General features: G+C 66.8%; 18 protein-coding genes and 1 tRNA gene. 12 read left to right on the top strand and 7 right to left on the bottom strand.

Features of this window, described 5'->3' with window-relative positions; all coding sequences use genetic code 11:
• The first annotated feature begins 6 nt into the window (after window positions 1-6).
• From QCD70_RS15630 to groL, 4 genes are all read left to right on the top strand, one after another.
• Window positions 7-309, top strand: coding sequence for a DUF3263 domain-containing protein (locus QCD70_RS15630; RefSeq protein ID WP_301217947.1), 303 nt, complete (start codon window positions 7-9; stop codon window positions 307-309).
• A 15-nt stretch (window positions 310-324) separates the two neighbouring features.
• Window positions 325-957, top strand: a complete 633-nt coding sequence (locus QCD70_RS15625; RefSeq protein WP_301217945.1) for a LytR C-terminal domain-containing protein — start codon at window positions 325-327, stop codon at window positions 955-957.
• 186 nt (window positions 958-1,143) lie between these two features.
• Window positions 1,144-1,347: a cold-shock protein gene (locus tag QCD70_RS15620; protein ID WP_044440195.1), complete on the top strand. Its 204-nt coding sequence runs from the start codon at window positions 1,144-1,146 to the stop codon at window positions 1,345-1,347.
• A 184-nt stretch (window positions 1,348-1,531) separates the two neighbouring features.
• The gene (gene groL, locus QCD70_RS15615; protein ID WP_055927470.1) at window positions 1,532-3,151 is read left to right on the top strand and encodes a chaperonin GroEL; all 1,620 of its coding nucleotides are present in this window, start codon (window positions 1,532-1,534) and stop codon (window positions 3,149-3,151) included.
• An 82-nt stretch (window positions 3,152-3,233) separates the two neighbouring features.
• Here groL and QCD70_RS15610 read toward each other — a convergent pair whose 3' ends face one another.
• The 3 genes from QCD70_RS15610 to QCD70_RS15600 all read right to left on the bottom strand — a co-directional run bounded on the left by QCD70_RS15610 (window position 3,234) and on the right by QCD70_RS15600 (window position 6,074).
• Window positions 3,234-3,524: a WXG100 family type VII secretion target gene (locus QCD70_RS15610; protein WP_301217940.1), complete on the bottom strand. Its 291-nt coding sequence runs from the start codon at window positions 3,522-3,524 to the stop codon at window positions 3,234-3,236.
• Window positions 3,525-3,608: 84 nt separating this feature from the next.
• Window positions 3,609-5,354 (bottom strand): ATP-binding protein, encoded by a 1,746-nt coding sequence (locus tag QCD70_RS15605; protein WP_441004949.1) that lies wholly within the window; start codon window positions 5,352-5,354, stop codon window positions 3,609-3,611.
• Between the two features lie 30 nt (window positions 5,355-5,384).
• Window positions 5,385-6,074: a response regulator transcription factor gene (locus QCD70_RS15600; RefSeq protein WP_055927476.1), complete on the bottom strand. Its 690-nt coding sequence runs from the start codon at window positions 6,072-6,074 to the stop codon at window positions 5,385-5,387.
• Window positions 6,075-6,195: 121 nt separating this feature from the next.
• Between QCD70_RS15600 and QCD70_RS15595 the strand changes: the two genes are divergently transcribed.
• Entirely contained in the window at window positions 6,196-6,735 is a 540-nt protein-coding gene (locus QCD70_RS15595) for a GNAT family N-acetyltransferase (protein WP_301217935.1), read from the top strand.
• A 206-nt stretch (window positions 6,736-6,941) separates the two neighbouring features.
• On the opposite strand, the gene QCD70_RS15590 is transcribed toward QCD70_RS15595, so the two are convergent.
• Genes QCD70_RS15590 through QCD70_RS15580 form a run of 3 tightly spaced genes read right to left on the bottom strand, consistent with a single transcriptional unit; the run spans window position 6,942 to window position 10,704 of the window.
• Window positions 6,942-8,594 (bottom strand): DNA repair helicase XPB, encoded by a 1,653-nt coding sequence (locus QCD70_RS15590; RefSeq protein ID WP_301217933.1) that lies wholly within the window; start codon window positions 8,592-8,594, stop codon window positions 6,942-6,944.
• Window positions 8,595-8,653: 59 nt separating this feature from the next.
• The gene (locus tag QCD70_RS15585; protein ID WP_301217931.1) at window positions 8,654-10,438 is read right to left on the bottom strand and encodes a helicase-associated domain-containing protein; all 1,785 of its coding nucleotides are present in this window, start codon (window positions 10,436-10,438) and stop codon (window positions 8,654-8,656) included.
• Window positions 10,435-10,704 (bottom strand): hypothetical protein, encoded by a 270-nt coding sequence (locus QCD70_RS15580; RefSeq protein ID WP_301217929.1) that lies wholly within the window; start codon window positions 10,702-10,704, stop codon window positions 10,435-10,437. Before QCD70_RS15580 ends, QCD70_RS15585 begins: the two co-directional genes overlap by 4 nt.
• Before the next feature lie 93 nt (window positions 10,705-10,797).
• Between QCD70_RS15580 and QCD70_RS15575 the strand changes: the two genes are divergently transcribed.
• Both QCD70_RS15575 and QCD70_RS15570 read left to right on the top strand, forming a co-directional pair.
• Window positions 10,798-11,178 (top strand): cold-shock protein, encoded by a 381-nt coding sequence (locus QCD70_RS15575; protein WP_055927490.1) that lies wholly within the window; start codon window positions 10,798-10,800, stop codon window positions 11,176-11,178.
• Between the two features lie 6 nt (window positions 11,179-11,184).
• Entirely contained in the window at window positions 11,185-11,910 is a 726-nt protein-coding gene (locus tag QCD70_RS15570) for a DUF3027 domain-containing protein (RefSeq protein WP_301217925.1), read from the top strand.
• Window positions 11,911-12,128: 218 nt separating this feature from the next.
• Here QCD70_RS15570 and serC read toward each other — a convergent pair whose 3' ends face one another.
• Entirely contained in the window at window positions 12,129-13,241 is a 1,113-nt protein-coding gene (gene serC, locus QCD70_RS15565) for a phosphoserine transaminase (protein ID WP_301217922.1), read from the bottom strand.
• 88 nt (window positions 13,242-13,329) lie between these two features.
• On the opposite strand from serC, the gene QCD70_RS15560 reads away from it, so the two are divergent.
• From QCD70_RS15560 to QCD70_RS15540, 5 genes are all read left to right on the top strand, one after another.
• Window positions 13,330-14,022 (top strand): metal-dependent transcriptional regulator, encoded by a 693-nt coding sequence (locus QCD70_RS15560; RefSeq protein WP_055927500.1) that lies wholly within the window; start codon window positions 13,330-13,332, stop codon window positions 14,020-14,022.
• A gap of 231 nt (window positions 14,023-14,253) precedes the next feature.
• On the top strand, window positions 14,254-15,969 hold the full coding sequence (locus QCD70_RS15555; protein WP_301217920.1) for a hypothetical protein: 1,716 nt from the start codon (window positions 14,254-14,256) through the stop codon (window positions 15,967-15,969).
• A gap of 237 nt (window positions 15,970-16,206) precedes the next feature.
• Window positions 16,207-17,166: a C40 family peptidase gene (locus tag QCD70_RS15550; RefSeq protein WP_301217918.1), complete on the top strand. Its 960-nt coding sequence runs from the start codon at window positions 16,207-16,209 to the stop codon at window positions 17,164-17,166.
• Window positions 17,167-17,513: 347 nt separating this feature from the next.
• The gene (locus QCD70_RS15545; protein ID WP_055927508.1) at window positions 17,514-18,011 is read left to right on the top strand and encodes an HNH endonuclease; all 498 of its coding nucleotides are present in this window, start codon (window positions 17,514-17,516) and stop codon (window positions 18,009-18,011) included.
• A 207-nt stretch (window positions 18,012-18,218) separates the two neighbouring features.
• Window positions 18,219-18,293 (top strand) — tRNA-Arg (locus QCD70_RS15540).
• The last annotated feature ends 158 nt before the right edge of the window (window positions 18,294-18,451 follow it).

Raw genomic sequence — 18,451 nt, 5'->3', positions numbered from 1 at the left:
GGCCTTGTGGGAGCCGCGAAAGATCTCGACGAGCAGCGCTCGGGCGACGGCAGAACGCCGGCCCTCGGTGCTCGCGACATCGCGATCCTGGCCTTCGAGCGCACCTGGTGGAAGCACGCCGGCGTCAAGGAGCAGGCCATTCGTGACGAATTCGGTCTCTCGGCCGCCCGCTACTATCAACTGCTGGGCGCTCTCATCGATTCGCCCTCCGCCCTCGCCCACGACCCCATGCTCATCAAGAGACTGCACAGAGTGCGGGATGCCAGGACGGACGCGCGATCAGTGCGCCTCACGTCCCTCGACGACTAGGACCCAGACCACACCATGGCCAAGCCTGAATCCGACCGCTTCGACACCATCCCCGCAGACCTCCACCGCACGGGGGCCCACCGGGGTCCGCGCCGCAAGGGCCGTGGCTGGATCGCGTTCGCCTGGGCAGCTCTCGCGACAGGAGTCATCGTCGCCGGAGGCGTGGTGGGCCTCGCCATCATCAACGACAACATCCAGTTCGGTGGCATTCTGGGCGGAACGACGGCCTCGACGCCGACGCCGACGCCCACTCCGACGCCCACGATCACTCCCATCGTCGATCCGGCCGTCACCGTCACCGTCCTGAACGGCACGGAGACCGCAGGGCTGGCGGCCAGCGTCGGCGAAGCTATGCGCGAGGCCGGATGGGCGGGTGTCGGCTCCACCGCCAACGCGAGTGCCACCGACTTCAAGACGACCACGGTCTACTACGTCGATCCGGCGAACGAGGCCGCCGCACTCGGCCTCGCCGACTCCCTGTTCGCCAAGGCCACCGCCGATGCGTCGGCGAACGGTGTCGCCCTGTCGATAACATCCGTGCGGGTCGAGCAGTCCGACCAATTCCAGGGAGCGCAGCTCACTGTCGTGCTCGGCGCCGACTTCGTCGAACCGTCTGCGGACGGCACGACCGACGAGCCCGTTCAGTAGGCCGGGTGGTGGCCGCATCGCGGCCCCATATTTCGGTGATGTTTCCGTCGTGTTGAGATGCGGAAACGGATGCCCCGATTTGCCGACATCGCCTGCAATCCGCCGAATGCGCTGATTAGTATCAGCCTTGGTCGCCCGTGTTTCTTCGGGTGTCCTGAAGACACACATTCGGCAATGGGAGTAACAATGGCGAACGGAACCGTGAAGTGGTTCAACGCTGAGAAGGGCTACGGCTTCATCACCGTCGACGAGGGAGGACAGGACGTCTTCGTCCACTACTCGGCGATCGAGATGGGCGGCTACAAGGTGCTCGAAGAGGGCCAGCAGGTCGTCTTCGAAGTGGGCACCGGAGCGAAGGGGCCGCAGGCCGAAGCCGTTCGGCTCGCCTGACCCCCCTCACGCACTCGACCGCATCGCACCCGCGATGCCCTACACACCGAACGCCGTCCGCTGACGCGGGCGGCGTTCGCTGTTGCAGCTTGCACTCGCCTGCCCTGAGTGCCAATATTGTCTTAGCACTCTCTCCAATGGAGTGCTAATTCTTTGATTGTCTCCGGGAGGGACAGAAACACTTATGGCAAAGATCATTGCTTTCGATGAAGAGGCCCGTCGCGGCCTCGAGCGCGGCCTGAACATTCTCGCCGACGCAGTCAAGGTCACGCTCGGCCCGCGCGGTCGCAACGTCGTCCTCGAGAAGAAGTGGGGCGCTCCCACCATCACGAACGACGGTGTGTCGATCGCGAAGGAGATCGAGCTCGACGACCCGTACGAGAAGATCGGTGCAGAGCTCGTCAAAGAGGTCGCCAAGAAGACCGATGACGTCGCCGGAGACGGTACGACCACCGCAACCGTGCTGGCCCAGGCGCTCGTTCGCGAAGGCCTGCGCAACGTCGCGGCCGGCGCCGACCCGATCACCCTCAAGCGCGGCATCGAGAAGGCCGTCGCCGCTGTGACCGCCGAGCTCATCGCCAACGCGAAGGAGATCGAGACCAAGGAAGAGATCGCCGCGACCGCGTCCATCTCCGCCGGCGACCCCGAGATCGGCGCGCTGATCGCCGAGGCGATCGACAAGGTCGGAAAAGAGGGCGTCGTCACCGTCGAGGAGTCGAACACCTTCGGCACCGAGCTCGAGCTCACCGAGGGCATGCGCTTCGACAAGGGTTACCTGTCGCAGTACTTCGTCACCGACCCCGACCGCCAGGAAGCCGTCTTCGAAGACCCCTACATCCTGATCGTCAACAGCAAGGTCTCGAACATCAAGGACCTGCTGCCGATCGTCGACAAGGTCATCCAGAGCGGCAAGCAGCTGCTGATCATCGCCGAGGACGTCGACGGCGAGGCCCTGGCCACGCTGGTCGTCAACAAGATCCGCGGCATCTTCAAGTCTGTGGCCGTCAAGGCTCCCGGCTTCGGAGACCGTCGCAAGGCGCAGCTGCAGGACATCGCGATCCTCACGGGTGGACAGGTCATCTCGGAAGAGGTCGGCCTCAAGCTCGAGAACGTGACGCTCGACCTGCTGGGCAAGGCCCGCAAGGTCGTCATCACGAAGGACGAGACCACGATCGTCGAGGGTGCCGGCGACGCCGACGCCATCGCCGGTCGCGTGCAGCAGATCCGCAACGAGATCGAGAACACCGACAGCGACTACGACCGTGAGAAGCTTCAGGAGCGTCTCGCCAAGCTCGCCGGTGGCGTCGCCGTCATCAAGGCCGGCGCGGCAACGGAGGTCGAGCTCAAGGAGCGCAAGCACCGCATCGAAGACGCCGTGCGCAACGCCAAGGCAGCCGTCGAAGAGGGCATCGTCGCCGGTGGTGGCGTCGCCCTCATCCAGGCCGGCAAGACCGCTTTCGAGAAGCTGTCGCTCACGGGCGACGAGGCGACCGGTGCGAACATCGTCAAGGTGGCCATCGACGCTCCGCTGAAGCAGATCGCTCAGAACGCCGGCCTCGAGCCCGGTGTTGTGGCCGAGAAGGTTCGCAACCTGCCCGTCGGACACGGCCTCAACGCCGCGACCGGCGAGTACGTCGACATGCTGGCCGCCGGCATCAACGACCCGGTGAAGGTCACGCGCTCCGCGCTGGTCAACGCCGCGTCGATCGCCGGTCTGTTCCTCACCACCTCGGTGGTCGTCGCAGACAAGCCCGAGAAGGTTGCGGCCCCGGCCGGCGACCCCACGGGTGGCATGGACTTCTAAGTCCCTCGTCTGACCAGACCCAGGTCTGAATAGACAAGACACAAGCGGGCGGCTCCTTCGGGAGTCGCCCGCTTCGTCGTTCCTACACGGCGAACATGCGCACGTTCTGCATCTCGACGTCGGCGTAGGTCTGCGCGGCCGCCGACAGAGCCTGGGTGATCGAGGCCAGGCTCTCTTCTACCCGGGTCTGGGTTCCTCGCCAGTCGGCCACGACGGCCTGGAAGGCGACTGCCGCCTGGCCCGTCCAGCTGCCCTCGAGCGAGGTCAACTGACCGTGCATGGCGGCGACATCGGCCTGGATGCGATCGATGGTGCTGCGGATGGACGATGCACTGGCGCTGACGGCCTCGCTGTCGACCTGGTATTGGCTCATGGTGGATGCCTGCTCTTTCGTCTGGATGCGGCGGTGCCGACCGGTCGGTCGGCAGCTGCAACGGTAGACGCGCGAGCGGGCCTGTCAGGAAGCCGAGTCGGAGCCTGTGGATGACTCGGCGGGGGCCTGCTCGATGAGGAGAGGAAGAGAGACGCGGAACGTGGCTCCGCCGCCCTCGGTCTCGAGAGCCCGCACCGTTCCGCCGTGCGCCGCGACGATCGACGACACGATGGCGAGGCCGAGGCCGCTTCCGCCCGTCTCGCGTGTGCGGGAGCTGTCGGCTCGCCAGAAGCGCTGGAAGATCTTCTCGCGGATCTGGGGCGGGATGCCCTCGCCGTGGTCGATGACGTCGACCGTGGCCAGCCTGTTGGCCTCGTCGACGCTGACAGCGAGTTCGATCGGGCTGTCGCTCGACGTGAACCGGAGCGCGTTGCCGATGAGGTTGGCGAGCACCTGCCGGATCTTGTTCTCCTCGGCCATCACCAGGGGCTGGATGGCGTTCTCGTCGTCGGTGTTCTCGAGCTCGAAAGACGGAGTCACCGTGGCGGGGAGCACCACCGCCTCGGAGTTGGGCTGCGTCGGGCGTGCACTGCGGCGGCGGAGCCGGGCGAAGGCCGACGAGAAGGGGATCGATCCGGTTGCCGACTGATCGGGGGCGGCGGCCGGGTCACCGGCATCCGGTTCGTCGTCGCTGGTCACGGCGACGGCGGGGTTGAAGGTGATGACGGGGTCTGACGGGCGCGAGGTCGAGACCCGGATGACCCGGCCCGGGCTGGAGGCGCGCGCGTCGAGGGCCGCGTCCATGGCGATGGGGATCAGGTTGACGGGGCTGAGCTTCAGGGGCTTGGTCTCGTCGAGCCGCGCGAGTTCGAGCAGATCCTCCACCAGGGAGCCCATGCGGATGGCCTCCTTCTCGATGCGATCCATGGCCTGGCTCACGTCGTCGGGGGTCTGCAGGGCGCCCATGCGGTAGAGCTCGGCGTAGCCACGTACGGATACCAGGGGGGTGCGCAGCTCGTGGCTGGCGTCGCCGACGAACCGTCTCATCTGCTCGATGGTTCGAGCCCTGTCGTCGAAGGCGCGGTCGATGCGGCTGAGCATGGTGTTGAGGGATCGGTTGAGCCTGCCGACTTCGGTGTTGGGGGTCTCCACCGCCATTCGCTGGCTGAAGTCGCCACCATCCGCGATCGCCGCGGCCGTGCGTTCCACCTGGCGAAGGGGCGCGAAGGTGCTGGTGACGAGGAGACGGGTGAGCATGGCACCCAGCACGACGACGCCGATTCCGAAGGCGAGGAAGATCGACAGGTAGGTCGTGGTCGTGTCTTCGGTGTCTTCGAGTGACTGGGCGATCACGAGCGTGTTGTTCGTGCCGTAGTTGTCGACCGGCAGAACCATTGCCACGGCGAGCCAGTCGGACGAGCCCTTCGTGCTCTTGACGGTGAAGCGCTTCTCGCCCAAGGTCGTCGCCATCGACATGTCCATGCCTGAGACGGCGGGCGCGGCCATCCCCGTGTCATCCCAGTTCGTGACAAGCGGCTGCCCGTTGGCGTCGAGCAGGGCCACGTAGTAGGTGTCGGGGGCGGAGAGGACGTCGTCGTAGTCGAAGCCGCGCTTGTTCGCGTCAGGCCCGAGAACAGAGGTGGGTTCGGCGTACGCGTTCTGCAGCCGCGTGTCGACCTGGTTGAGCAGGTAGGTGCGCAGAACGGTCATGGTGCCGATTCCCGACACGATGAGGCCGAACGTGAGCATCAGCACGGTCACGCCGGTGATCTTGTTGCGCAAGGAGATCGCGTTCCAGCGCGTGAGTATTGAGTGCTGCATGTCGACCATCAGGTTACGCGAACCTGCTGGAGATGCGCCTTATGCCTTCGACACCTTCAGCATGTACCCGAAACCACGCTTCGTCTGGATGAGCGACTCCTCGGAGTGGGCGTCGAGCTTGCGCCGCAGGTACGAGATGTAGCTCTCGACGATGCCGGCGTCGCCGTTGAAGTCGTACTCCCACACGTGGTCGAGGATCTGAGCCTTCGACAGCACGCGATTGGGGTTCAGCATGAGGTAACGCAGCAGCTTGAACTCGGTGGGGCTCAGCTCGATGGCCGAATCTCCCACGTAGACCTCGTGCGTGTCCTGGTCCATGGTGAGCTCGCCGGCGCGGATGATGGCGTCTTCGTCGGCCTGCATCGTGCGTCGCAGGATGGCCTTGATGCGGGCGACGATCTCGTCGAGGCTGAAGGGCTTGGTGACGTAGTCGTCGCCGCCGACGGTGAGACCGGTGATCTTGTCTTCGGTGTCGTCCTTCGCCGTGAGGAACAGGATGGGCGCGGTGTAGCCGGATGCCCGCAGGCGCTTGGTGACGCCGAAGCCGTTCATGTCGGGCAGCATGACGTCGAGGATGATCAGGTCGGGTTCTTCTTCGAGAACGGCCGAGATGGTCTGTGCGCCGTTCGAGACGGCTCGCACGGCGAAGCCGGCGAAGCGGAGGCTCGTGGTGAGCAGATCGCGGATGTTGGGTTCGTCGTCGACGATCAGGATGCGTGGGCCAGTCATGGGGTCAATTATCTGCGGGTTGTCTGGGCGTTGTCTGGGAGTGAATGGGGAACAAAAGTCAACTTTCCTGTGAGCCCGGATGCCGATGGTTGCGACCTCAGGCGCGCACTACGATCGTGCGGTGACTTTCTCTACTCCTCTCGCTGACGACATCATTCTCCGGCTTGCGAAGAAAGCAGATGCGGAGGCGATTGCGGATGCCTATGTGCGCAACCGCCAGCACCTCGCCGAGTGGGAGCCCGTGCGCTCGGACGCTTTCTTCACCGCCGCTCACCAGACGACTGTTGTGTCCACCGATCTCGGGCTGCACGCCACAGGCGGCTGCCTGCCTCTCGTGCTCTGCCAGGGCAGCAGCGTCGTCGGCCGCATCAACGTGTCCAACATCGTGCGCGGCCCGTTTCTGAGCGGGAGCGTCGGCTACTGGGTCGACGGGTCGCTCACGGGCAGAGGCCTGGCCTCGGCGGCGCTCCAGGCCGTCATCGCGCACAGCCGCGATGAACTCGGGCTGCATCGGCTCGAAGCAAGCGTGCTTCCTCGCAACGCGGCATCACGGCGCGTGCTGGATCGAGCGGGGTTCGAGTCGATCGGTGTGGCTCCGGCCTACCTGAAGATCGCCGGCGAGTGGCAGGATCACCTGCTGACCCAGCGCATCCTGCTCTGACGTATGCCCGTCTCGACGGGCCAGCCATCATCGACTCTCCTCACAAGCACCGACACCGCGCGGATGAGGTGCATATGCGTCGGTTGGATGCACCGATCGCCCCCGAGTCGGCGCAGATGCACCTTCGTTGCCGGTTTTGCGTGCATTTGTGGCGAGTCGGTGCGTGGTCGGGCGGCGAGAGGGGTCGAGGTGAGGGTGCTCGTCGCTCAGCGGGTGGGCTGGGGGCTGAGCTCGTCGGCATCGAGAATCGTGTAGCTGTAGCCCTGCTCGGCCAGGAAGCGCTGGCGGTTCTGCGCGAAGTCCTGGTCGACGGTGTCGCGCGCGACGAGCGTGTAGAAGTTGGCCGACAGGCCCGACTCCTTCGGGCGCAGCAGGCGGCCGAGGCGCTGTGCCTCCTCCTGGCGCGATCCGAACGACCCCGACACCTGGATCGCGACGCTCGCCTCGGGCAGGTCGACCGAGAAGTTCGCGACCTTGCTCACCACGAGGATGGGCTCGGTGCCGTCGCGGAACGCCTCGTAGAGCCGCTCGCGCTCGGCGACGGGAGTGGCTCCGGTGAGCGAGGGCACGCCCAGCTCGGTCTCCAACTGCTGCAGCTGGTCGAGGTACTGCCCGATGACCAGGATGCGCTCGCCGGAGTGTTTCTCGATGAGCCGTTTGACGACATCCAGTTTCGCGGGGGCCGTGGCGGCGAGGCGATACCGCTCGTCGTCGGCCGCAGCCGCGTACTCGAGCCTCTCGTTCTGGGGAAGATCGATGCGCACCTCGAAGCACTCGGCGGGGGAGATGAAGCCCTGGGCCTCGATCTCCTTCCACGGGGCGTCGAAGCGCTTGGGGCCGATGAGGCTGAACACGTCGCCCTCGCGCCCGTCTTCGCGCACCAGGGTTGCCGTGAGGCCGAGTCGGCGACGGGCCTGGAGCTCTGCCGTGAGCTTGAAGACCGGCGCCGGAAGCAGGTGCACCTCGTCGTAGACCACGAGTCCCCAGTCGAGTGCGTCGAGCAGCTCGAGGTGCGCGTACGCGCCCTTCCGCTTGGCGGTGAGGATCTGATAGGTCGCGATGGTCACGGGCTTGACCTCTTTGAGCTGGCCCGAGTATTCGCCGATCTCGTCTTCTGTGAGGGTGGTGCGCTTGAGCAGCTCGCTGCGCCACTGCCTGGCGGAGACCGTGTTGGTCACGAGGATGAGCGTGTTCGTCTTCGCCGTGGCCATGGCTCCCGCGCCGACGAGCGTCTTTCCGGCGCCGCAGGGCAGCACGACGACGCCCGAGCCGCGCTCGAAGAAGTTGCTGACCGCGAGCTTCTGGTAGTCGCGCAGCGCCCAGCCGTCCTCCTGCAGCGCGATCTCGTGGGGAGTGCCCGGCGTGTAGCCGGCGCGGTCGTCGGCGGGCCAGCCGAGCTTGGTCAACTCCTGCTTGAGCTGGCCGCGCGCCCAGGGTGCGATGGCGTAGGTGTCGGGCGCGCGGCGCTCGACCAGTAGCGGGGCGATCTTCTTGCCGGATGCGATCTGGCTGAGCACCGCGGAATCGGTGGCACGAAGCAGGAGCCCGCCCTCCTCGTCGCGCTCGATGACGAGGCGGCCGTAGCGCGCGATCGTCTCCTCGATATCGATGGAGACGGCCTGGGGGATGGCGAACTTCGAGTAGCGCTCGAGCGTGCCCAGGATCTCGGCGGCCTCGTGGCCGGCCGCGCGGGCATTCCAGAGCCCGAGGCGGGTGATGCGGTAGGTGTGGATGTGCTCGGGGGCGCGTTCGAGTTCTGCGAACACGGCGAGCTCGTGGCGCGCGCTCTCTGCATCGGGGTGCGCGACTTCGAGCAGCACGGTGCGGTCGCTTTGGACGATCAATGGGCCAGACGGCATAACGTACGATCCTACCCGCTGAACGGGGCGTCAGGCCCGCGACGGCGGGGGCTTGCGCGTTACGGCGCGGGTGCGACGGCGGTGATGTTGCGTAGGGGAAGGGTGCGCTCCACTCCCGCCTTCTCGTCGATCGCCCGCAGACGACCCGCCGCCAGCGACAGCGGCGTCACGAGGAACACCGTGGTCTTGTCGTCGGGCATGCCCACGCTCACCGCGAGGGGGCTCTTGGCCTTGATCGCGACATCGAGCTGGCGCGCGATCCATGCCTCGGGCGCATCGCCGGCGGCGTGCGCGGACTCCCGCAGGCGGGCCACGAGGTCGACGAACGGGCGAGGGGTCGGCGCGGCCTTCCGCGGTGCGGTGCGCGTGCGAACGGGGGCGAAGGTGGCCCCGGATGCCCGCTCCGCGACGACGGGGTATCGCGCGTCGGAGATCATCCAGAACATCGTGTCGAAGGGGAACCGGCTGGTGAGCCGGTCTGCGCCGTCGTGCTCGAGGCCGAGGGAGGCGAGTCCGTGGTCGACGGCGAGGGTGCTGAGCAGCGAGTCGTCGTCGCTGCGCACATAGCTCGCGATGCCGCGTGCCTCGTCGTCGGGGCTGCCCGCTCCGACCCGCAAACGGCCGTAGCGGGAGCTGGCCTCGGTGACGAGGTACTCCACGGGCTGGGGAACACCGGTGAGCGAGACGGAACGGAAGAACGAGAGGATGCCCTCGGCGGTCTCGCCCTCGGCCAGAGCGCGGGTCACGCTGGCGGCCGAGATGCGGTACGTGGATGCGAGGCCGCGGCCCTCGATGTCGGCCAGCGTTCTCAGCCGCACGTCGACATCCGGAGTCAGCGGGCCCGGCGCGATGACCGTGAGGTCGTGCTGCAGATACACGTTCGAGACCTCGGCGGGCAGGAGCGCCGCAGCCACGCTCGACAGCGGCTCCGTGGTGTTGTCGAGCAGGGCGCGTGCGGCGGCGCCGGGGTAGCCGTTCGCCGTGATGCCCAGGTATTCGGCGCTGTCGAGCACGAAGGCCACCCGTCCGCGCAGGGCGTCTCCGCCTGCCGGATAGAGGTACGCGATGGTGCGCTGCGCGTCTGCGCCCCACGGACGGCGGCTGCGCGAGCGCAGAACCTCTCCGATGTCGTCGGCGAGGGCGTCGAGCCACGAGGTCGCCAGGGCGACCCACCGATCGGCAGACCCCTTCAGAAGCCAGGGGAGCGCCTCCTCCGTCGTCGACCAGAGGAGATCGTCGAGCGTCACGAGGCCGGCGCGACGTGCGATGCGCAGCAGCGCGTCGAGATCGTTGGGCGCGATGGCGAGCGAGGCCAGAAGCCGCTTCGCATCGGGTGCTGCCACGCCGCCCTTGGCCAGTTCGCGCACGGGCATCGTGCGCAACTCGTGGATGAGCTCCGCGATGCCGGCCGTCGCCGTGAACGCGCGCTCGGCGGCCATCCGGTCGCTCGTGTCGCGCTGCTGGGCCTGATCGGTGTCTGTCGGCGCGGGCTCGGTGGCGAGCTGCTCGGGCGACGGAAGACCGCGGTCGGGCCACGACCCGAGAACCCGGGTGACGGCATCCAGAGCGTGCCCCGGCGTCTCGCCGTCGGTGAGGAAGAGGCGCGCCGCCGGCTCGAGGTCTGCCGGGTCGGTGTCGGGCGATGGATGCGCGAGGGCCGCGAGGGTGCGGCGGGGCAGGGCGGCGAGCGCCGCGTCGATCGACGCCGGATCGAGGAGCCTGTCGGCGAGGTCGAAGAAGTCCTTGATGCCACGGGCGTCGTGCAGCCTCAGTGAGGCGAGCGCGACCAGGTGGTCGTCGTCCAGGAGCTGGAGCCGACCTGCGAGAGCGAGAGTGTCGCTCATCGAGGCTTCGGTGCCTCCTTGGCGCGGCGGCGGAGATTCATGAAGAGCAGCACGAGGATCAGCACGAGGCCGATGGGAAGGCCGATGAGAGGGAAGATCACCACAGCCGGCCAGATGCCCTGCGACAGTGCCTCGCCGCGCACTCCCACCAGAGAGGCGATGAGGAATGCCGCGAAGCAGAGCAGCGACGCCCCGATGATGCCGGCGATCATGTACGCGAGGATGCGCTCGCTGGAGCGAACCGGCGGTGTCTGCTTGTCTGTCACAGCTCCAAGGATACGGTCTCAGCGCGGGGCCGTTAGGCTATCGTGTGCCCGCTCGCCACTCAGCGAGCCGAATTCACACAAGGAGATCCGCGAATGCCTACCGGCAAGGTCAAGTTCTACGACGACGAGAAGGGCTTCGGCTTCATCAGTTCCGATGACGGCTCAGAGGTCTTTCTGCACGCGTCAGCCCTGCCCGCAGGTACGACGGTCAAGGCCGGCACGAAGCTCGAGTTCGGCATCGCCGACGGCAAGCGCGGCGCCCAGGCCCTTTCGGTGCGCGTGCTCGAAGCACCGCCCAGCCTCGTGAAGCTCAGCCGCAAGCCGGCCGACGACATGTCGATCATCGTCGAAGACCTCGTGAAGGTGCTCGACGGAATCGGAACGAACCTCAAGCGGGGTCGTTACCCCGACACGGCGCACAGCCGCAAGATCGCTGCGCTGCTGCGCAAGGTCGCCGACGAATTGGACGCGTAGACACCGGTGCAGCACTCCGATCCGACCCCTGACGGCTCGTCCGACGCAGAGGTCGAGCCCGAGACCGAGGCCGTCGAGGCGCCCGTGCAGTTCGAGGCAGACCCCGTTCTGCTCGCCGCCATCGATCAGGCGCGCGCTGCGCTGCTCGAGATCACGCCGGCGACGACCATCGGCGCGGTCGTGGGGCACACCACCCACGATGAGCACGTGCTCAGCCTGCACTTCGCCTCGCTGATGCCCGGGTACCCCGACTGGCACTGGACGGCGACGCTCTCCCGCATCGACGGCGAGAGCGAGCCCAATGTGCTCGAGACCGAACTGCTTCCCGGCGAGGGCGCTGTGCTCGCTCCGGAGTGGACTCCGTGGTCCGAGCGGCTCGAGGACTACAAGCTCGCCCAGGAGCACGCTGCCGCGCTCGCGGAAGACGACGACGATGAGGACTTCGACGACGAGGCAGATGTCGACTCCGACGATGAGGACATCGACGACGAACTCGACCTCGATGACCACATCCTCGACGACGATGTTCTCGACGACGCCGTGCACGAGCATGCCGAGGCCGCCGTTCTCGACGCGTCGGTTCTCGTCCGCGGCGACGACGCGCCTCGCGAGGCTGCGCCCGAGCAGGCCGTCGACGTCGACGAAGAGGGCCTCACGGTCGTCGACCTCGACGACTCCGAGCCCCGCTCGAGCGTCTACTACGACGAGGACGCGCCCGAAGACCTGCGTTGAGCAGCAGCCGTCTCTTCCTTGAGCCTGTCGTTCCCTGATCCTGTCGTTCCCTGAGCCTGTCGTTCCCTGAGCCTGTCGAAGGGCAACTTCCGGCGATCCAGAACTGAAACGGGAGGAGATCTGACAATCCGACGCGCTATTCGCGTCGGATGTGCGGATCTCCTCCCGTTCTCTGCGTTCAGAGCTGCGCCTGCTCGAGCAGGGCAGGGGCGCGAGCGCTAGAGGTTCTCGACCACGTACTCGATCGACGAGATGAGCGCGCGCACGTCGGACGGCTCGATCGCCACGAAGGTGGCCACGCGCAGCTGGTTGCGACCCAGCTTGCGGTACGGCTCCGTGTCGACGATCCCGTTTGCGCGCAGCACCTTGGCGATGGCTGCCGCGTCGATCGAGTCGTCGAAGTCGATCGTGACGACGACCTGCGAGCGGTGCTCCGGGTTCGCCACGAAGGGGCTGGCGTAGTCGACGCCCTCGGCCCAGTCGTACAGGGCCGACGACGACTCCGTGGTGCGCGCCGAGGCCCAGGCGAGCCCGCCGTTGCCGTTGATCCACTCGATCTGGTTGTCGAGCATCACGAGCGTGGCGATGGCAGGAGTGTTGAGGGTCTGGTTGAGTCGCGAGTTGTCGACGGCGTTCTTGATGCTGAGGAACTCGGGGATGTAGCGCCCCGACGCGGCGATGCGCTCGACCCGCTCGAGGGCGGCGGGGGAGAAGAGGCCGAACCAGAGGCCGCCGTCCGACGCGAAGTTCTTCTGCGGTGCGAAGTAGTACACGTCGGTCTCGGCGGCGTCGAACTGGATGCCGCCGGCCGCGCTGGTCGCGTCGACGACGGTGAGCGCGCCCGCGTCGCCGTGAACTCGTGAAACGGGAGCCATCACACCGGTGCTGGTCTCGTTGTGGGGCCAGGCGTAGACATCCACGCCCTCGACGACCTCGATCTCGCTACGCGACCCACCGGCGGCGTTGATGACGTGCGGTGCCTCGAGCCACGGGGCCTTCGCGGCTGCGGCGAACTTGGAGCCGAACTCGCCGAAGGTGAGGTGCTCGCTGCGCTTCTCGATGAGACCGAATGCGGCCGCGTCCCAGAACGCGGTCGAGCCGCCGTTGCCGAGCACGACCTCGTAGCCTTCGGGCAGAGAGAAGAGGTTCGAGAGGCCGTCGCGCACCGATCCGACGAGGTTCTTGACCGGTGCCTGGCGGTGAGACGTACCCAGTAGAGAGGCGCCTCGGGTGGCGAGGTCGACGAGCTGCTCGGGCCGCACCTTCGACGGTCCGCAGCCGAAACGGCCGTCGGTGGGCAGAAGGGCGCTGGGAATTGTCAGTTCAGGCATGGGGTTAAGTCTAGTGAGCCGAGCCTTACCCACCGTTCTCAAACGTTATGGTGGAGGCGTACGTGCGCAACTTCCTAAGGAGTGATCGTTGGCCGATCTCATTGACACCACGGAGATGTATCTCCGCACGATCCTCGAACTGGAGGAGGAGAACATCATTCCGCTGCGCGCTCGGATCTCGGAGCGCCTCGGCCACTCAGGCCCCACGGTCTCTCAGACGGTCGGCCGCATGGAGCGCGACGGGCTCGTCGTGGTCTCCGGAGACCGCCACCTCGAGCTCACCGGCATCGGCCGCACGAAGGCCGTCCATGTGATGCGCAAGCACCGCCTCGCCGAGCGACTGCTCAGCGACGTCATCGGGCTCGACTGGGAGTACGTGCACGAAGAGGCATGCCGCTGGGAGCATGTCATGAGCGAGCAGGTCGAACGTCGCATCATCGAGATGCTCGATCACCCCACCGAGTCGCCCTACGGCAACCCGATCCCCGGCCTCGACGAATTCGGCGACGCGGCAGCGGTGCCGTTCACCCGCGGCGTGGTCAACCTTCTCAGCCTCGTCCACGGTGCCGTCGGTCCGCAGACCAAGACCATCCGCCGCCTCGGCGAGCCGGCGCAAGTCGACCCCGAGCTTCTGCTGCAGCTCAAGCAGTTCGGCGTGGTTCCCGGCAACAAGGCCGCGTTCTCGCAGGTCGGCTCGTACATTCTGGTCGAGGTCGAGGGCTTCCCCGAGGGCCTCGAACTGCCCAACGAGGTCGCGGGTCACATCTTCGTCGGCATCTGACCGACAGGAGCGCATCCTGTCTGCGCGCTGGTCGCGGCCTGACAGCTGGCCGGGCCAGAGTGACAGATGAGGGAGATTCGCATACCCTCGAACAGTTCCCCCGCTCGTTCGGGCGGCGGAGCGCCGGATCAGGATGCGCCCTCCGACTGTCTCCTGCACTACCCGGACCCGTTCTGCGCCCAGACGGTCGGACATGTCTGCCATTGATGGCGTCGAAGGATCTCAAGCCCCGTGGTCGAACCCGCTGAATCGCAGAAGAACGTCGAGCATCCTCGACGACGCCGCGATTCACGCACGGCTCCGCCCGCCGCTCCGCTGAGCCGCCGGCAGCTGCGCGATCGCGAGCAGGCCGAAGCCGAGGCCGAGGCGCAGCACCGCGCCGCCGCAGCCCAGGCCGCCGCCGGGCTGAGCCGCCGCGAGCGGCGCGAGCGCGAGCTCGACGAGCGCTACTCCGAACGGCCCGCCGTCGTCGATCGGGTTCCGGATGCCGTGGCCGGGCCCGTCGCGCCCGTTGCGCCGCAGCCCGTGGTCGAGACGGTTCGCCTCGTCGAGCCGGAGGCTGTGCCGGAGCCGGATCCCGCGGCCGAGCCGGAGCTCGCGCCAGCGCCGGAGCCCGTCGTCGTCGCCGAGCTCGTGGAGACGCCGCAGCCGGAGGCTCCTCCCGCCGCCGACGCCCCGACCTCTCGGCGTGCGCGCCGCGCACGCGCCGCGGCCCCCATCGACGTCGACACCGCGGTGACGCACGAGCCGGCCCCCGAGCCGACGCCGGAACCGGCACCCGAGCCCGCCGTCGAGACGGTGGCTGAGACTCCCGTCGAGACGGTGATCGAAGCCAGCGGAGAGACGGCGATCGAGCCTGCCGTCGACGAGCGGATGCTCGCCGTCGCCAATCTCGAGACCGTGCCTCTCGAGATCGAACTGGTGGCGCAGCATCCGGTGGTCGAGGGCGAGACCGCCGAGCACATCGCGGCCGAGACGGTTCTGAGCGCCGAGGTCGACTTCGCCGAACCCCACGTGGCACCCGAACCGATCTCCGCGCTCGCCACGTCGGGAGCCGACGAGGCGCCTCCGTCTGTGCCCATCGCCTCGCCGCGGGTGCGACGCTCCGTGCCCGTCGCCGAGCTCATGTCGTCGTCGAGCGGCACCTTCGTGTCGCACGCCCGCTCGCAGCCGATCAAGCGCCGCGTTCTGGCCGGCTTCGTGATGATGATCGCCGCCCTGTTCGTGGTGTCGCTGTCGATTCCGTCGCTGGGCTTCGCGACTCCGTCGGACTTCGCTGCGGTGCAGAGCGTCGGCGACGTGACCGACAGCCAGAACCTCTCCGTGGGCGAGGGGCCGGCGCTGAACGCGGTTCGCGACGACTTCTACGCCGAGGGCGCCCCCGGCTCCCTCTACTCGACGACGAACAGCTACGTATCGAAGGAATCGCAGAAGCTCGCCCAGGAGCTGATGGCGGCCGTCGCGGCCGGCAGGCTCAAGGGCTCTGTACCCGATCACATCCCGGAGATCCAGGCACTGGCCGACGGCGTCGTGAAGCCCGACTGCGGAATCGACCTGCGCATCCTGCAGGTGATGGTGATCGCCGTGCGCACGTTCAACACCGTGGCGGTGAGCGACATCAACCGCAAATGCACCGGCCAGATCGAGGGTGGCGGAACGAGTTCGTCGCACTACATCAACGGTGGCGGCCACGCTGTGGACTTCTACCTGATCAACGGGGCCTCCGTTCCAGGCGCCGATGCGAACACGGTGAAGTTCGCCGAGACCCTCGACCCGATCATGCCTCCCGGCTCGAACCTGGGCCAGAGCGAGTGCCGCGCATCGGCCGGAATCTCGTTGAACCTGCAGAACTTCAAGGAGTTCAGCGACTCGTGCACCCACATGCACATCGACGTGGGAAGCGCGACCGAGGGTCTCAACGTGAACCTCGACACCGACTTCAAGTAGCGGTTTTTGCTGAGATCCATTCATCTTCTCCGTTACCGATTCGTTAAAAATGTCCCTTCGAAGGTGACAAAACGGTAACGCTCCCGTACCATCGGACGAGTCCAGACGGCCACATCCCGGCCTTGGACGGCGTCGAGACACCTCTTTCCCCCGTCTCTCGGCGAGCGTGACCCGCAGACAATTCAGTGGGACGGGGCGGCACCCTAGATGCTGCGAGAGGTGCCGGAGGTACAGATCTTGACCGAACTTCGTGAGCCGCTGGACGCCCCGAACGACCAGCAGAACCCGAACACCTCGATCGACACCCCAGCCGGTGTGAGCCGCACGGCCGCAGTGCCCGGATCGCGCCGCGAGCGTCGCGAGTCCGAGTCCGACATCGTTCCGTCGGTGCCGCGACCCACCACGGCGGTGACCCGCTCGGCGACGTCGATCATCGCGGCGCCCCGCGCATCCGCACCCGTCGCCAAGGCGACCGTGCAGACCGCCCCGCCGCGCCGCTTCAAGAAACCGACCCGCCGCAACGTCGCGGGTGGGGTCGTCATGACCTTCGCCCTGGGCCTCATCGCCACGATGGCGCTGCCCGCCTACGCATTCGGCAACGGCACCGCGGGTTTCGATGCGAACAATTCCACCGACTTGGCCGGAGCTGCGCAGAGCATCACGGTCGACGACACCGCCGCGGCGCTGGCCGTGAGCCGCGACGCCTACACCGCTCCCACGAGCGAAGAGCTGCAGGCAGCGCGCGACGCCGCCGCGGCCGCGGTCGCCGCCACTGAAGCCAGCACGGCCGCAGCCTCGACCGCCTCCGCCGAGGCCCCCGCCACCGGAACCTTCGCCGTCAACCCGCCCTCCGGCTCCTACAGCGGCCAGGCCGTCGTCGACTACGCCGAGCAGTTCGTCGGCGTCGTTCCATACAGCGCCGGCGCCACCCCCGAGGCCGGTTTCGGATGCGACGGGCTCACCCAGTACGTGTTCGGCCAGTTCGGCATCTACCTGCCGCGCATCGTCGGAAACCAGGCGGCCATGGGAATTCGCGTCTCGCCCGAAGACGCCCAGCCGGGCGACCTCGTGGTGTGGCCGATGTACCACATCGGCATCTACGACGGAGCCGGCGGAGTGATCGACTCGCCCGATTGGGGCCGCATGGTCGAGCACCGCGCGCTCTGGGGCAGCTACTATTTCGTGCGCATCGTCTAGATGCAATCGTCGCTGGCCGGTTTGTGAACAATCGGTTACAGCTCACCCGAACGGCGTGCCACGAATTTGTGGTACGCCGTTCGTGGGTTAGCCTTACTGCAATTATTCGAGCCTTTAGAGGAGACCTCGTGATATCTGGCAGGAGCATCCGCACCACGGGTTGCCGCCTGCTGAGTGTCAGGAGGCACACGAGTGGACGTTGTCTGAGCCGGGTTCGGCTCAGTTAGGGTGCTGTCATTTCGACGGTGCCCTTTTTTTGTGTCCATTTGCTCTTGTAATCGCTTGAAAATCGATGGGTGACACATCGGGTCCCTGCAAGCCGTGCAGGGCAATTCGAAAGGGCAACAATGCGAACACTTGTTTTGAACGCGGGATACGAGCCACTCGGAGTGGTCTCGTTCAAGCGCGCCATCGTTCTCGTGATGAACGAGAAGGCGACCATCATCGAGAGCGACGTCGAGCATCCGGTCTGGGCCACCTCTGGCCTGTTCGATCGGCCGAGCGTGATCATCCTGACGCGCTACGTGCGCATCCCCTCGACCAGGCTCATGCCCGTGTCGCGCAGGGGAGTGCTGCGCCGCGACGGCATGCGCTGCCTGTACTGCGGGGGCGCAGCGACCACCATCGACCACGTGCAGCCCAAGTCGCGCGGAGGCAAGGACACCTGGGAGAACCTCGTGGCCTGCTGCCTGCGCTGCAACAACATCAAGAGCGACCGCACCCCGGCCGAGATGGGCTGGACTCTGCGGGCCACGCCGAAGATGCCGCACCAGTCGGGCTGGACGGTCCGCGGAGCGGAGCGCGCGGAGCCGGCCTGGGAGGGCTACATCGAGAGCGCGGCGTAGCAGCTGGCTATCGAACGGCTTCGCCGTGCCCTATTTATTGACGGCTTCGCCGTGTTGACTGATTTGCGCTGGTCGAGTAGCCAAAGGCCGCCCGCGGCCGACGCGTATCGAGACCACCATCCCGCCGGATGCGCTGGTCGAGTAGGTCGCGCAGCGACCGTATCGAGACCACCCGACCTCGCCTCTAAGCTAAACTCCTAAAGGCCAGCCTCTGTAGCTCAATGGAAGAGCAATTCCGTCCTAAGGAACAGGTTGGGGGTTCGAGTCCCTCCAGGGGCACCAGACGAATCATGTTGATCCTCGGCTTGGTATTGGCAACTATGACGCCGCGACGGATCGGCTACTTCGGCGAGATTGACATGTTGGTCGTGGCCTGAGGGATCAACGACTTGAGAAGTAGCCGACGGCCTGTGGCTCGCACTTGCAGATTCTCCTAGCAA

Source organism: Agreia sp. PsM10 (genome assembly GCF_030433855.1).
Lineage (GTDB): Bacteria > Actinomycetota > Actinomycetes > Actinomycetales > Microbacteriaceae > Agreia.
Note: the sequence above shows the minus strand (reverse complement) of the source record. Positions and strands in the feature narration are given on the sequence as shown.